The organism is Mesorhizobium sp. M4B.F.Ca.ET.143.01.1.1 (assembly GCF_004792275.1).
GTDB lineage: Bacteria > Pseudomonadota > Alphaproteobacteria > Rhizobiales > Rhizobiaceae > Mesorhizobium > Mesorhizobium abyssinicae.
On sequence record NZ_SRSR01000007.1, the window covers coordinates 194,745 to 207,838 of the forward strand.

At 65.2% G+C, this 13,094-nt stretch carries 14 protein-coding genes; 13 read left to right on the top strand and 1 reads right to left on the bottom strand.

Annotated elements, in window-relative coordinates; translation table 11 throughout:
• Positions 1 to 5: 5 nt before the first annotated feature.
• Positions 6 to 770: an aldolase/citrate lyase family protein gene (locus EN786_RS19155; RefSeq protein WP_127309407.1), complete on the bottom strand. Its 765-nt coding sequence runs from the start codon at positions 768 to 770 to the stop codon at positions 6 to 8.
• 101 nt (positions 771 to 871) lie between these two features.
• On the opposite strand from EN786_RS19155, the gene EN786_RS19160 reads away from it, so the two are divergent.
• From EN786_RS19160 to EN786_RS19220, 13 genes are all read left to right on the top strand, one after another.
• Positions 872 to 1,762, top strand: coding sequence for a 2-hydroxy-3-oxopropionate reductase (locus tag EN786_RS19160; RefSeq protein ID WP_135908728.1), 891 nt, complete (start codon positions 872 to 874; stop codon positions 1,760 to 1,762).
• Between the two features lie 4 nt (positions 1,763 to 1,766).
• Entirely contained in the window at positions 1,767 to 2,579 is an 813-nt protein-coding gene (locus EN786_RS19165; RefSeq protein WP_127311661.1) for a shikimate dehydrogenase, read from the top strand.
• A complete protein-coding gene (locus EN786_RS19170) occupies positions 2,572 to 3,378 on the top strand; it encodes an SDR family oxidoreductase (protein ID WP_127311662.1) in 807 nt (268 codons plus the stop codon). Before EN786_RS19165 ends, EN786_RS19170 begins: the two co-directional genes overlap by 8 nt.
• Positions 3,379 to 3,391: 13 nt before the next feature.
• A complete protein-coding gene (locus EN786_RS19175; protein WP_127282887.1) occupies positions 3,392 to 3,739 on the top strand; it encodes a RidA family protein in 348 nt (115 codons plus the stop codon).
• 50 nt (positions 3,740 to 3,789) lie between these two features.
• Positions 3,790 to 4,578 (top strand): FadR/GntR family transcriptional regulator, encoded by a 789-nt coding sequence (locus tag EN786_RS19180; protein ID WP_187331365.1) that lies wholly within the window; start codon positions 3,790 to 3,792, stop codon positions 4,576 to 4,578.
• A 279-nt stretch (positions 4,579 to 4,857) separates the two neighbouring features.
• Entirely contained in the window at positions 4,858 to 5,580 is a 723-nt protein-coding gene (locus EN786_RS19185; protein ID WP_127282885.1) for an SDR family oxidoreductase, read from the top strand.
• A gap of 1 nt (position 5,581) precedes the next feature.
• On the top strand, positions 5,582 to 6,331 hold the full coding sequence (locus tag EN786_RS19190; protein ID WP_127282884.1) for an SDR family oxidoreductase: 750 nt from the start codon (positions 5,582 to 5,584) through the stop codon (positions 6,329 to 6,331).
• A gap of 83 nt (positions 6,332 to 6,414) precedes the next feature.
• Positions 6,415 to 7,362, top strand: coding sequence for a LysR substrate-binding domain-containing protein (locus tag EN786_RS19195; RefSeq protein ID WP_127282883.1), 948 nt, complete (start codon positions 6,415 to 6,417; stop codon positions 7,360 to 7,362).
• Between the two features lie 88 nt (positions 7,363 to 7,450).
• The gene (locus EN786_RS19200; RefSeq protein ID WP_127282882.1) at positions 7,451 to 8,485 is read left to right on the top strand and encodes an amino acid ABC transporter substrate-binding protein; all 1,035 of its coding nucleotides are present in this window, start codon (positions 7,451 to 7,453) and stop codon (positions 8,483 to 8,485) included.
• Between the two features lie 97 nt (positions 8,486 to 8,582).
• Positions 8,583 to 9,746 carry an ABC transporter permease subunit gene (locus tag EN786_RS19205; protein WP_128275766.1) on the top strand — a complete coding sequence of 388 codons (1,164 nt, stop codon included), beginning with the start codon at positions 8,583 to 8,585 and terminating at the stop codon, positions 9,744 to 9,746.
• A 3-nt stretch (positions 9,747 to 9,749) separates the two neighbouring features.
• Positions 9,750 to 10,829 carry an amino acid ABC transporter permease gene (locus tag EN786_RS19210; protein ID WP_127282880.1) on the top strand — a complete coding sequence of 360 codons (1,080 nt, stop codon included), beginning with the start codon at positions 9,750 to 9,752 and terminating at the stop codon, positions 10,827 to 10,829.
• Between the two features lie 10 nt (positions 10,830 to 10,839).
• Entirely contained in the window at positions 10,840 to 11,604 is a 765-nt protein-coding gene (locus EN786_RS19215) for an amino acid ABC transporter ATP-binding protein (RefSeq protein WP_127282879.1), read from the top strand.
• 65 nt (positions 11,605 to 11,669) lie between these two features.
• Complete coding sequence (locus EN786_RS19220) at positions 11,670 to 13,076, top strand: FAD-binding oxidoreductase (protein WP_127282878.1); 1,407 nt, start codon at positions 11,670 to 11,672, stop codon at positions 13,074 to 13,076.
• The last annotated feature ends 18 nt before the right edge of the window (positions 13,077 to 13,094 follow it).

A 13,094-nucleotide genomic window follows, 5' to 3' on the forward strand; every position in this document is an offset into this window, starting at 1 on the left:
TCTTCCTACTGCCTGAAGGAAGCGATCAGGGCATCGGAACCCCGCGCAAGCAAGCCAAGGTCCGACCCGACGGCCACCATGGTGAAACCGTCGGCGAGATAGCGGTCGGCATCGGCCTTGGCCGGCGCCAGGATGCCGCTGGCCTTGCCCGCCGCCGCTGCCGCCTTGCGCACCGAGGCGATCGCTTCCTGCACATGGGGGGCGTTGGGATTGCCCATCGCGCCCATATTGGTCGAGAGGTCGCCGGGGCCGACGAAGAGGACGTCGACGCCGTCGACCGCGGCGATCGCGTCGGCATTGGCGACGCCGGATTCATCCTCGATCTGCACGGCAAGAAGCTGCTGGGCGCGCGCATTGGCATGATAGCCGGCGATGCGGCCGAAGGCATTGGCGCGGTGGCCGACGGAAAAGCCGCGGATGCCGCCTGGCGCGTAGGTCATCGCGGCAACGATGGCGCGGGCCTGCGCGGCCGTCCGCACATTGGGGATCATCAGGCTGCGCGCGCCAATATCCATTGCCTGCTTGATCAGGTTGGCGTCGTCGGAGGGCAGCCGCACCACCGCCTCGCTGTCGAAGCCGCCCATCACCTGAAGCTGCGCCATGATGCTACGCAGATCGTTTGGGCTGTGCTCGCCATCGATCAGGACCCAGCCGGTTCCGGAGCCGGCCACGATCTCGGTGGTGAGGGCCGAAGCCAGCGAGCACCAGATGCCGATGTGAGCCCTGGCGGCCGTTACGGCCGCCTTCAGCGAATTGACGCGCTCTTGCATTTTGCGATCGTCTCCAGGATTGAAATTTGTATGATGTCCTATATCATACGGCTAACTTTGACTGCAAGAGCAGTTCGCGCTGGTCCGCAAGGGAGTTGAAAATGAAGATCGGTTTCATTGGACTTGGCGTCATGGGAGCGCCAATGGCGCGCCATCTCGCCGACGCCGGACATGAGATCGCCACCGTGCTCAATCGCTCGCCTCTGCCGAAGGACCTCAAAGCATCGGTCGTGGCCTCCGCGGCCGAAGTGGCGCGGATGTCCGAGATCGTCGTGACTATGCTCCCCGACACGCCCAACGTGGAACGCGTGCTGCTTGGGCGAGACGGCGTGCTGGACGGACTCGCGGCCGGCAAGCTTGTGATCGACATGAGCTCGATCAGCCCGATCGCCACGGCGGACTTCGCGGCACAGATCCGGCAGGCAGGTGCCGGCTATCTTGATGCGCCGGTCTCGGGCGGCGAGGTCGGCGCCAAGGCGGCGAGCCTCACCATCATGGTCGGCGGGCCGGCCGCCGAGTTCGAGCGGGCGCTGCCGATCCTTGAGAAACTTGGCAAGAACATCACCCTGATCGGCGAAAAGAACGGCGCCGGCCAGACCTGCAAGATCGCCAACCAGATCATCGTCGCGCTCAACATCGAGGCGGTCGCCGAAGCGCTGGTCTTTGCCAGCAAGGCCGGGTGCGATCCCGCCAGGGTGCGCAGCGCGCTGATGGGCGGATTCGCCTCGTCGCGCGTGCTCGAAGTGCATGGCGAGCGCATGGTCGCGCGGACGTTTGCGCCGGGCTTCCGCATCCGGCTGCACCAGAAGGACCTCAATCTGGCGCTGGAAAGCGCCCGCGCGCTTGGCGTGGCGCTGCCGAACACGGCGGCGGCGCAGCAACTGATGAACGCCTGTTCGGCCCGAGCAGGCGGCGCGGAGGCCGACCACTCGTCCCTCGTCCAGGCGCTCGAGATCCTCAGCGCCCATGAACTGTCAACCGGAAAGGAATGAACCGATGCGCGGTACCGGCAAGGCCGATGTCTTCGTGATGCTGGCCCATCCTGTGGGGCATGCGAAGAGCCCCGGCATGTTCAACGAGATCTTCGAGCAGAAGGGGCTCGACAGCCTGATGGTGCCGCTGAGCTGCCGCCCGGAGGATTTCGACACGTTCTGGGCCGGCATCACGGCGGCCGAGAACATCCGCGGCGTGATCATCTCGGTGCCGTACAAGGTCCCGGTCTACCACAAATGTGCGGCCGCCCACGACCGCGCCGCGCGGGTGCAGAGCGCCAACTCGGTGCGCAGGCAGGCGGACGGCACCTGGTACGCCGACAATTTCGACGGCGTCGGCTTCATCGACGGGCTGAAGGCCGGCGAGCACCAGATCGCCGGCCGGCGCATCCTGCAGGTCGGCGCCGGCGGCGCCGGGGCGTCGCTGACTTACTGTCTGGCGGAGGAAGGCGCGGCCGAGATCCGGCTGGCCGACATCGACAGGGATCGCGCCGCGAAGCTTGCAGCGCTGGTCGGCAAGAGCTTCCCCAACTGCCGCATCGAAGTCGGCCAGCCCGATCCGTCCGGCATGGACATGGCCATCAACGCGACGCCTTCAGGGCTGAAGGCCAGCGATCCGCTGCCGCTCGACGTGAGCAGGCTGACACCGGAGATGACGGTGGTCGACATCATCATGGAACCGGCCGAGACGGCGCTGCTCAAGGCGGCGAAAGAGATCGGATGCCGCATCCAGCCCGGACGCCCGATGATGGATTTCCAAGTCGAAGCCATGGCCGAATTCTTCGACATCGAGCGCAAGGATCGCCACCATGGCTGAGGCTTTGACAGCCGTCATCATCGGCGGCACTTCCGGCATTGGGCGCGCGATCGCCCTGCGCTTCGCCGAGGATGGTTATCAGGTGGTCGTCGCCGGCAGGGACTCCGAACGAGGCAAGGAGACGGCTCTCGCCTGCGAGAGCGGGGGTGCGCCGCGCGCCCTGTTCGTCCAGACCGATGTCGGCGATCCCGCCTCGGTCGAGGCGCTGGGGCGAACCGTCGACGATAGATTCGGCACGCCCCATGTCGTCGTCAACTGCGCCGGCATCCTGCAGAGCGGCAAGCACGTCCTCGACCAGGACCTGGACGAGGACGAGAAGATGTGGCGGATCAACTATCGCGGCACGCTGCTTGGCTGCCAGGTCTTCGGCCGGTCGATGTCGACCGCCGGGCGCGGCGCCATCCTCAACGTCGGCTCGCTCGCCTCGTTCGCGCCGCTGTCGCTGCCGGCCTACACGCCGGGAAAGTATGCCGTTCTGGCGCTGACGCAGATCCTGGCGGCCGAGCTTGGGCCGCACGGGGTTCGGGTGAACGCCGTGGCCCCGGGCTACACGCTGTCGGACGGGCTGAAGGCGAAAATCGCCAAGGGCGAGCGCAACCCTGAGGCAATCCAGGCCACCACCGCGCTGCGCCGCTTCGTCGAGCCGCGCGATGTCGCCGAGGCCGCGCTGTTCCTCTGCTCCGAGCGCGCCGCGTCGATCACCGGCGTCACCCTGCCCGTCGACGCCGGCTGGCTCGTTCAGGCGCCCTACGCGCAATATCTGCAAGGCAACCCGATTCGGCAGACGCCGGCAATCTGACAAGGACAATCCAGTGGGCGATATCCAGCGCTTCGACTTCGACACCCGCATCCACCACGGTGTCATCCACAACGGCACGCTCTATCTCACCGGCCAGGTCGCTCAACCCGGCCAGTCCGCGGCCGATCAGATGCGCGAGGTGCTCGGCAAGATCGATGCGCTGCTTGCCAAGGCCGGCACCGACAAGAGCCGCATCCTGCACGTCCAGATGTGGCTGGACGATGTGCGCGACTTCGACGAGGTCAACACGGTCTGGGACGCCTGGGTGCCGAAGGAGCATGCGCCGGCGCGCTCTTCCGGCGAGGGACGGATGGCCAGGCCCGGCATGCTGGTCGAGCTGATCGTGACCGCGGCGGTTTGAATGGTCTTGCCGGTTCGGGCATCATCCCGAATCTGGCGGGAGGGATATTGATGACGAAGCGCAAGCCGCTTTCCACCGTGGTGGCGGAGAGCCTGTCTGAAAAGATCCGTTCCGGACGGCTGCTGCCTGGCGCGCAACTGCCGACCGAGGCGGAGCTGTGCGCCGAATACGACGTCAGCCGCACCGTGGTGCGGGAGGCGGTGGCGCGGCTGCGCTCCGAAGGCATGGTGGTGCCGCAGCAGGGACGCGGCATGTTCGTCAGCGAAACGCCGGCGCCGCGCAATTTCTCGATCCCGGACGAGGCGTTGAGGACCTTGCCGGAAACCATCGCCCTGCTGGAACTCAGGCTGAGCGTCGAGGTGGAGTCCGCCGGGCTCTGCGCCGAACGGCGGAGCGACGCCGAGGCGGGCGCGATCCGGGCCGTGATGGAACAGGTCGACGCCCAGCAGGCGGATCCGGCCGTCGTCCAGATCCACTACGACTATGATTTCCACCTGGCGATCGCCAAGGCCGCGCGCAATGAATTCATCCACGGCTTCCTGGCCTATCTCCGGCCGATGATCGTGCCGCGCTTCCAGCTCGGCTACGTGGTCGAGCCCGAACTCAAGGACAGCTACTACGCGCGCATCCACAATGAGCACAAGGCTATCGTCGATGCCATCGAACGACAGGACGGCCGCGCAGCCCGCCAGGCCATGCGCAAGCACCTGCACAACAGTCTCGGCCGGGTGCGCGCGCTCGCCCGGGCCTCGGGCGTCGAGGCGACGGACGCCGAGCAGAAGGCGGCCGCGGCCTCGCTTTTCACCGAAATGAACAAGCCCATGCCGACGGCCGGATAGGGCCCCGCCGTCAACGCGCCGCGCATTCGCCGAGCACGGCCGGGCGGGCGTTCGCGAAAGCCATGTTTTTGCTCGATCGGCGATCGAAAGCCCAGCTTCACGCGGTGAAAGCTTTACTTTGCTTGGGTTTGCGGGTTTCGCGGCCGCGCAAGCGCATTGGAATATTCCAGCCGCCAAAAAGGCCTTCGAAAGTTTATCTTTCCTTTTTGCTGGTTTTCTTGGTTTCGCGGCAGCGGTCGAAGCCGCACACTGAAAGCCAGGCAATCGGGGAAAGCCCACGTGACGACAGCCTTCATCACAGGTGCGACGAGCGGCATAGGGCGGGCCATCGCGGTCGCGTTGAGCGACGCGGGTTACGACGTCTATGCCGTCGGGCGCAGCCAGGCCGCGCTCAAGGAGCTGCAGGCCGAACGGCCCGGCATCGTGCCGATCGCCGTCGACGTCACCGACCGCGAAGCGCTGGAATCGGTCGTGGCCGACCTCACCATCGACGTGCTGATCAACAATGCCGGGATCATGCCGCCGCTCGGCAATTTCGCCGACATGAAGATCGCCGACATCGACACCGCGCTCGAGGTGAATGTCAGCGCGGCAATCCTGCTCACCCGCCTCGTCGTGCCGCAGATGCGCGAGCGGCAATCGGGGCACATTCTGTTCACCGGGTCTTCCGCCGGCCATGCGGCTTTTCCCAAAGTCGCCGTCTATTCGGCCACCAAGGCAGCGATCGCCGGCTTCGCCGCCGCGTTGCGCGCCGACCTCTCCCAGTACGGCATCCGCGTGACCGAGATCGTGCCCGGTCGCGTCGAGACGCAGCTCTATAAGGACATACTCGACGCCGAGGCCCGGGCGGCCATGTACGCCGGGAACGTCGCCGTTCAGCCGGACGACGTGGCGAGTATGGTCGTCACCCTGCTCGGCCTGCCCGCTTGGGCCGACGTAACCCGCTTCGACATCATGCCGACCCGGCCGACCAGCCCAAGCGGCAGCAAGCAAGGAAAATAGAATGAAAGACCTTTCCGTTCTCATCGTTGGTGGCGGCGCCGGCCTCGGCGCGCTTTTGGCACGGATGGCCGTGGAAGCTGGGGCGGCAAAGATCGGCATCATCGACATCAACCAGGAGGCGGCTGAGGCCGCGCTGGAGCCGGCAAAGGCCAAGGGCCTGCCGACCGCGGCGGCGACCGGCGACATCCAGGTCGGGCCTCAGTCCCACGCGGCGTTCGATGCCATCGTCTCGAAGCTCGGGCGCGTCGACACGCTGATCAACTGCGCCGCGATCTATCCGCGCCGCCCGCTCCTCGAGATCACCGACGCAGAGTGGGATGCCTCCAACGGCATCAACATCAAGGGCACCTACCACATGATGGTGGCGGCCGTGCGCCACATGCAGTCGCAGGAACCGAAAGCCCAGGTACGCGGGCGGATCGTGAACCTGACCTCGGTCGACGCCTTCAAGGCGCATCCGCAGAACGCCCATTACGCGGCGACGAAGGCTGCCGTCGTCAGCCTGACGCGGTCCTTCGCCCATCACGCCGCCAAGGACGGGATCCTGGTGAATTCGGTGGCGCCGGCCGGCATGGCGACGGAGAAGGCGAAAGCCCTCGGCTTCCTCGAGGAACTGGCCAAGGCAAGCCCGCTCGGCCGCGGCGCCGAGCCCACCGAGATCGCCGAGTGGGTGCTGATGACGGGCGGCCCCAAGAATACCTACATGACCGGCGAAAACGTAATCGTTTCAGGCGGTTATATCTACGCATGAGGTGACATTCCGCAGCCGGCGGCAGCGGAAATACGGGCAGTGCATGATCGACGGAGTCTCAAGCAAGAGGAGGCGGAACTACGATGACCGGCAAGCTTCGCCTTCCCTCGCTCAATGCGCTCAGGGTCTTCCATGCCGTCGCGCAGCACAAGAGCTTCAGGCAAGCGGCCGACGAACTGCTGGTGACGCCGCAGGCGGTCGGCCAGCAGATCAAGCTGCTTGAAGACACGCTCCAGGTGACGCTGTTCGAGCGCAAGGGCCGGTCGATCGAATTGACCGAGTCGGCGATCCTTCTCTCGCACTACGTCAAGGCCGGCTTCGACGAGTTCTCGGAAGGCGTCCGCCGCGTCACCAAGTCGACCTACCGCGACCGCATCAACCTCAATGCGAGCCCGTATTTCGCCACGCACTATCTGCTGCCCAGGCTTTCGCTGTTCCGCGAGATCGTGCCCGGCGCCGACCTGCGCCTGACGACGATGGTCGACCTGCCGGATTTCGGCCGCGACGACATCGATATGACGGTGCAGTGGGGTTACGGCAGCTGGCCCGACTACGACACGACGCTGCTGGTGCCGGATCCGAAGATCGTCTGCTGCACGCCGGCGATCGGCGAGAAGATCAAGTCGGCGCACGACCTGACGAAGTTCACGCTGCTTGACACGGTCAAGTCAAAGCGCCTGTGGCCGGATATATTGCGCCACCTCGGAGTGGAGCTGACGGATGGCGACCGCAGCATCAGCTTCGACGACGCGGCAACCATGCGCCGGGCGACCCTGCAAGGCATCGGCGTTGGCCTGGTTTCCGTCATCGACGCCGAGGAGGATTTCCGGTCTGGCGCGCTGGTCGCGCCGATCGGCCGCGACGCCATTGCCGATATGAAGCCGGAGGAGGTGCCCGGCTTCTACCTGGTCGTTCCGCGCGGGCATCTGCGTGTGAAGGCGGTAGCCGCGCTGCACCGGTGGCTGGCCCAGCAGGATTGGCGGAGCGACCTCAAGATTTCCTTGCCGAAACCGACCCCGCTTTCCGACTAGGAGGCGGCTTCGCGACCGAGTTCCGAACGCTGTTTCGGGCTCCAACAAAAACAAGAAACGGAACAACCTCAACAGTGGAGACAACAACATGAAAATGATGCAATGGGGGGCTGCGGCCCTGGCCGTTGGCCTCGTTCATTTCGCTGCGCCGGCCGAGGCTGCGGGCGGCAAGACGCTCGAAACCGTCAAGGCGCGCGGCGTGCTGAACTGCACCGGCCATGACGGCTCCTATCTCGGCTTTGCCGAGGTGGACGACAAGGGCAACTGGAAGGGCATGGACATCGACCTCTGCAGGGCGGTGGCCACGGCCGTGTTCGGTGACCCAGCGAAGCTGAAGATCGTGCCGATCAGTTGGGCCCAGCGCTGGCCCTCCCTTCAGTCGGGCGACGTCGATATCGTCGTCAAGGCTTCGGGCGGCACGCTGAGCCGCGATACCGAACTGGGGCTTCAGTTCTCGATGTCATACTATCTCGGCACGACCAAGGTGATGGCGCACAAGGAGCTCAACCTGAAGTCGCTCAAGGATGCACAGGGCGGCACGATCTGCATCCCCGCCGGCACGACCATCGAACAACAGGTTGCTGCCTACAGCCAGAAGATCGGCATCAAGCTCGAGCCGGTCGTCATCGAAAAGACGGAAGAGCTCGAGCAGGCATACTTCTCGGGCCGCTGCGACATGTACGCCCAATGGGGGCCGGTGCTTGCAATCGCGCGTGTCGCCAAGGGCAAGGTCGACGAGCATGTGATCCTGCCCGACGTGATCGCGGTCGAGCCGGAGGTCATGATCGTGCGGCAGGGCGACGACAACTGGGTCGACGTCGCCAACTGGACGCTCACCGCACTGCTCTTCGCCGAGCAGGAGGGCATCACCTCGAAGAATGTCGATGAGATCAAGGCCAAGCCCACGTCACCGGCGGTCGCCAAGTTCCTCGGCGCGGCGCCAGGCATGGGCAAGGGTCTCGGGCTTGCCGACGACTGGGCCTACAACGTGATCAAGAAAGTCGGAAACTACGCGGAGATCTTCGATCGCGATCTCGGCAAGGATTCGCCCTACAAGATGGATCGTGACCTGACCAACCTGTGGAACAATGGCGGCGTCCTGTTCCCGCTGGTGATCGATTGATCCCCTTGGTGATCGACTGACCTTTCCTAACGCGTCCCGCTGTGAGTTCCGCCCGGCCTTGCCGGGCGGGGCCGGCGGCAATCCGGGAGATTGGCATATGGTCAGCCTGCTGAGGAATCAGAAGGTCCGCAACGCATTGCTGCAGGTTCTCTATGTCGGGTCGCTTGCAGCACTTGTGCTTTCCTGCGCGATGATCGCCAGGCGCAACCTGGCGGAGCAAGGCATCACCTCCGGCTTCGACTTCCTGTACAAGTCGACGGGCTGGGACGTGAACTTCTCGCTCCTGCCCGCCACCGCCAACGATCCCTATTGGTGGTTCTTCCTTATCGGCATCGTCAACACCCTGTTCCTGGGCAGCGTCGGGCTGGTCCTGGCGACGATTGTCGGAACGATCGTCGGTCTGGCGCGAACCTCCTCGAACGAACTGGCGCGGCTGCTCGGACGCACCTATGTCGACATTTTCCGCAACATCCCGCTGATCCTCCAGGTCTTCTTCTGGTACGCGCTGATCACCCATCTGCCGACACCGCGCGCCGCGCATGAGGCGTGGGGCTTTCTGCTCACCAGCCGCGGCCTCTATATGCCGATCCCGAATGTCGGCGGTCTGGCAATGGCGCTGGCCACACTGGCCGTGATCGGCGCAATCGCGCTGCCTGTCTGGCTGGGCCGGACGTCACGGCTGAGCCAGCCGGTCGGCGAGCGCTCCGCCGTCCAGCTTGGCGGCGCCGCGGCGGCGCTGTCCTGCGTCGTTCTCATCCTGATGATCGGCCGTCTGCCCGATGCGCCGCTGCTCGATTTCCCCGCCCTGCAAGGCCTCAACCTGAAGGGCGGCCTGCGCATTCCGCCGGAGTTTTCCGCACTCGCGGTCGCCATTGCCATCTATGGCGGCTCCTACATCGCCGAGATCGTGCGCGGCGGCTTCAAGGCCGTCGGCAAGGGCCAGGTGGAGGCAGCCCTTTCGCTGGGCCTCAGTCCCTGGCGGGTGTTCACGCTGGTCAAGCTGCCGCTGGCGCTGCGCGCCATGCTGCCGATCCTCGCCAACCAGTATGTCTGGCTGATCAAGGCGACGACGATGGGCATCGCAATCGGCTTCACCGATTTCTTCATGATCGTGTCGCTGACCATCAACCACTCCGGCCAGACCCTGGAATCGATCGGCATCCTGATGGCAGGCTTCCTGACCATCAACCTTAGCCTCGCCGCCGTGTTCAACCGCATCAACAAGGCTATTGCCCTCAAGGGCAATCAACTGAGGGGATGAGAGATGGAAATGGTCGTTCTCGCTCCGCCTGCTCCAGGGACGCTCGAGGATCTGAGGCGGCGCTTTTTCGCGACGCCGCTTCAGGCCCTGTTGTCGCTGATCTCCCTGACAGTCATGGTCTTCCTTGCCTGGAAGTTGCTCAATTGGGCGATCTTCTCGGCCGTCTTCACGACGAGCGGCGGGCCTGAGGCCTGCCAGGCAGCGGCAGGAGCCTGCTGGTCGGTGATCGCGGCCAGGTGGCGCATCATCCTGTTCGGCCTCTATCCCTTTGAGGAGCAATGGCGTTCGGCGCTGGCCTGCGTCACCGTGGTGGTGATGACGGTGCTGAGCTGCATTCCGGCCTTCTGGACCGGACGCCGGATCGCGCTGGTCTGGGGAGCCGGGACGGCGCTCTATTACGTGCTTATGAAAGGCGGCGTGCTCGGCCTGCCCTATGTCGGCGAGGAAGCCTGGGGCGGCCTGGCGCTCACCCTGTTCATCTTCGTGACCACCTGCCTGATCGGCTTTCCGCTGGCGATCTGCCTGGCCCTGCTGCGGCGGTCTGAGCTGCCGTGGATATCGCGGACCACTGGCCTCATCATCGACTCGGTCCGCTCGCTGCCGCTGATCTCGATCCTGTTCACCTTCGCCATCGTCCTGCCGTTCGCGCTGCCGCAGTGGCTGGCAGGCGACAAGCTGTACCGGGTGATCATCGGCTCCGCCCTGTTCTTCTCCGCCTACCAGGCGGAGATCGTCAGAGGCGGCATGCAGGGCGTTCCAAAAGGGCAGGAGGAAGCCGCCATGGCGCTCGGCATGAGCTATTGGCAGCGCATCGGCCGCATCCTCTTGCCGCAGGCCATGCGCAACGCGCTGCCGGCAACGATCAACCAGTTCGTGGTCGCGTTCAAGGAGACATCGCTGGTGGTCATCGTCGGCTTCTTCGAGATCCTGGCCTCGGGCAATGCCGCCTACGGAACCGGCGAATGGCGCTTCGCCTATGTCGAAGTCTACGCCTTCATCGCCTTCATCTACTTCGTCTTCGTTTTCAGCCTGTCCCGCTACGGCGCCTTTCTCGAGCGCCGCATGTCGGTCGGCGAACGCTAAGGAGATCCGCATGACGATAGGCAGTTCGGGCGAGGCCGGCGGACCCGCGGTCCGCATCGAAAGCCTCGACAAATACTATGGCGCCTTTCACGCGCTGCGGAACGTCAACCTGTCCGTCGAACGAGGCGAGAGGATCGTCGTCTGTGGTCCCTCCGGTTCCGGCAAATCCACCATGATCCGTTGTATCAACCGGCTCGAGCAGCACAATGGCGGCCGCATCACCGTGCTCGGCACCGAACTCAACGACGATGTCGCCAACATCGACGAGATCAGGCGCGAGGTCGGCATGGTGTTCCAGCACTTCAACCTGTTTCCGCACATGACGGTGCTGGAGAACTGCATGCTTGCGCCGATGATCGTGCGCAAGCAGCCGCGCGCGGAAGTAGAGGCAACCGCCAGGCGCTATCTGGAGAAGGTTCGCATCCCCGAGCAGGCGATGAAGTTTCCCGGCCAGCTCTCCGGCGGCCAGCAGCAGCGGGTCGCGATCGCGCGCGCCCTTTGCATGCAGCCGCAGATCATGCTGTTCGACGAGCCGACCTCGGCCCTCGATCCGGAAATGATTTCCGAGGTGCTGGACGTCATGGTCACGCTCGCCTCGGAAGGCATGACGATGATCTGCGTCACCCACGAGATGGGCTTCGCGCGTCGCGTCGCCAACCGGGTGATCTTCATGGACGGCGGCGAGATCGTCGAAGAGGCGCCGCCGGAGGAGTTCTTCACCGCCTCCCGCAACGAGCGCACGCGGCAGTTCCTGTCGCAGGTGCTGGGTCATTGAACGACATTCTGGAAGATGCCACGTTCCCGAGCAGCACGCCGCACAGCTATCTTCCGGATATTTCAATGACTGATCCCGTTCTCGAATTGCGCGCGATTCTCGGACCGAAAGGCTGGCTTTCAGGCATCGACGCCGAGCCTTACCAGCGCGATTGGCTCAACCGGTATGGCGTCGCCCCCCTGGGCGTCGCCAGGCCGGCCAACACCGCGGAAGTGGCCGCGGTTGTCAAGCTGTGCCGGGAGGCCGGTCTGGCGGTGGTGCCGCAAGGCGGCAACACCGGGCTTTGCGGCGGCGCCGTCGCGGAGCAGCCGAACGCGGTGATCGTCTCGCTGTCGCGCATGGCGGCGATCGGCAAACCGGATCTCGACAGCGGCTCGATCGTCGTCGAGGCGGGCGTCGTTCTCGCGGCGCTGCACGAGGCGCTGGAGCCGCACGGGCTGATGTTCCCGATGCATCTCGGCGCAGAAGGCAGCGCCAGGATCGGCGGCTTGATCGGCACCAATGCCGGCGGCAGCCACGCCTTCCGATACGGCATGATGCAGGACCTCGTGCTCGGCCTCGAAGTCGTGACCCCGGACGGAGCGGTTTGGGACGGGCTGCGCGCGGTGCAGAAGGACAATGCCGGCTATCAATTGCGCAAGCTCTACTGCGGCGCGGAAGGCACGCTCGGCATCGTGACGCGCGCGGTGCTTCGGCTCTATCCGACGCCACGACAGCAGGCGGGCGCGCTGCTGGTCATGCCCGACTTTGCCGCCGCCGTCTCCTTCGGCGCATTCCTGCGCGGCGAGGCAGGGGAATTCCTGACCGGCCTCGAGTTCTTCTGCGACGTCGGCCTTGAACTCGCTCTCAGGCATGTGCCCGATCTCGCCTACCAGTTGGAAACAAGAGGCGATGTCTATCTGCTCGTCGAGCTGGCTTCGGGCTCGGCGCGCGTTCCCCTCGACGACATTCTGGCTTCAGCACTGGAATGGGGCATGGAGCAGGGCCTTGTGCTGGACGGCGCGCTGGCGACATCGGGCGCGCATCGGGCCCAGTTCTGGCGACTGCGCGAGGAGCAGCCGGAGGGGCAGCGGCTGGAGGGCGAGCAGCTCAAGCACGACATTTCCGTCCCTCCAGGCGCGATCGCCCGTTTCATCGAGGCCGGCGCCAGGATCTGCCAGGACATCCTGCCCGGCGTGCGGATCAATCCGTTCGGGCATCTCGGCGACGGCAACATCCATTACAATCTGTCCCCACCGGAAGGCCGCGTCGATTTCGACGGCAAGGCCGGGCGGTTCGCCGAGGCGCTGTCGGCGCTCGCCACGCAAACAGGCGGCAGCTTCGCGGCCGAGCACGGGCTTGGCCGCGCCAAGATCGCCATCGCCGATCGCAATCGCGGCGCGGTGGAGCGGGAGCTGATGGCGCGGCTGAAGGGCGCGCTCGATCCGCAGGGCACGATGAACCCCGGTGTTCTGGTGCGTTCGACACTGTAAAGAAAAACTTTCGAATGG

What these genes read in the sequence shown, in the direction of transcription:
- EN786_RS19155 (WP_127309407.1), bottom strand. Translation starts at nt 770, where the DNA reads ATGCAAGAGCGCGTCAATTCGCTGAAGGCGGCCGTAACGGCCGCCAGG.
- EN786_RS19190 (WP_127282884.1), top strand. Translation starts at nt 5,582, where the DNA reads ATGAAAGACCTTTCCGTTCTCATCGTTGGTGGCGGCGCCGGCCTCGGC.
- EN786_RS19165 (WP_127311661.1), top strand. Translation starts at nt 1,767, where the DNA reads ATGCGCGGTACCGGCAAGGCCGATGTCTTCGTGATGCTGGCCCATCCT.
- EN786_RS19160 (WP_135908728.1), top strand. Translation starts at nt 872, where the DNA reads ATGAAGATCGGTTTCATTGGACTTGGCGTCATGGGAGCGCCAATGGCG.
- EN786_RS19210 (WP_127282880.1), top strand. Translation starts at nt 9,750, where the DNA reads ATGGAAATGGTCGTTCTCGCTCCGCCTGCTCCAGGGACGCTCGAGGAT.
- EN786_RS19170 (WP_127311662.1), top strand. Translation starts at nt 2,572, where the DNA reads ATGGCTGAGGCTTTGACAGCCGTCATCATCGGCGGCACTTCCGGCATT.
- EN786_RS19215 (WP_127282879.1), top strand. Translation starts at nt 10,840, where the DNA reads ATGACGATAGGCAGTTCGGGCGAGGCCGGCGGACCCGCGGTCCGCATC.
- EN786_RS19205 (WP_128275766.1), top strand. Translation starts at nt 8,583, where the DNA reads ATGGTCAGCCTGCTGAGGAATCAGAAGGTCCGCAACGCATTGCTGCAG.
- EN786_RS19180 (WP_187331365.1), top strand. Translation starts at nt 3,790, where the DNA reads ATGACGAAGCGCAAGCCGCTTTCCACCGTGGTGGCGGAGAGCCTGTCT.
- EN786_RS19220 (WP_127282878.1), top strand. Translation starts at nt 11,670, where the DNA reads ATGACTGATCCCGTTCTCGAATTGCGCGCGATTCTCGGACCGAAAGGC.
- EN786_RS19195 (WP_127282883.1), top strand. Translation starts at nt 6,415, where the DNA reads ATGACCGGCAAGCTTCGCCTTCCCTCGCTCAATGCGCTCAGGGTCTTC.
- EN786_RS19200 (WP_127282882.1), top strand. Translation starts at nt 7,451, where the DNA reads ATGAAAATGATGCAATGGGGGGCTGCGGCCCTGGCCGTTGGCCTCGTT.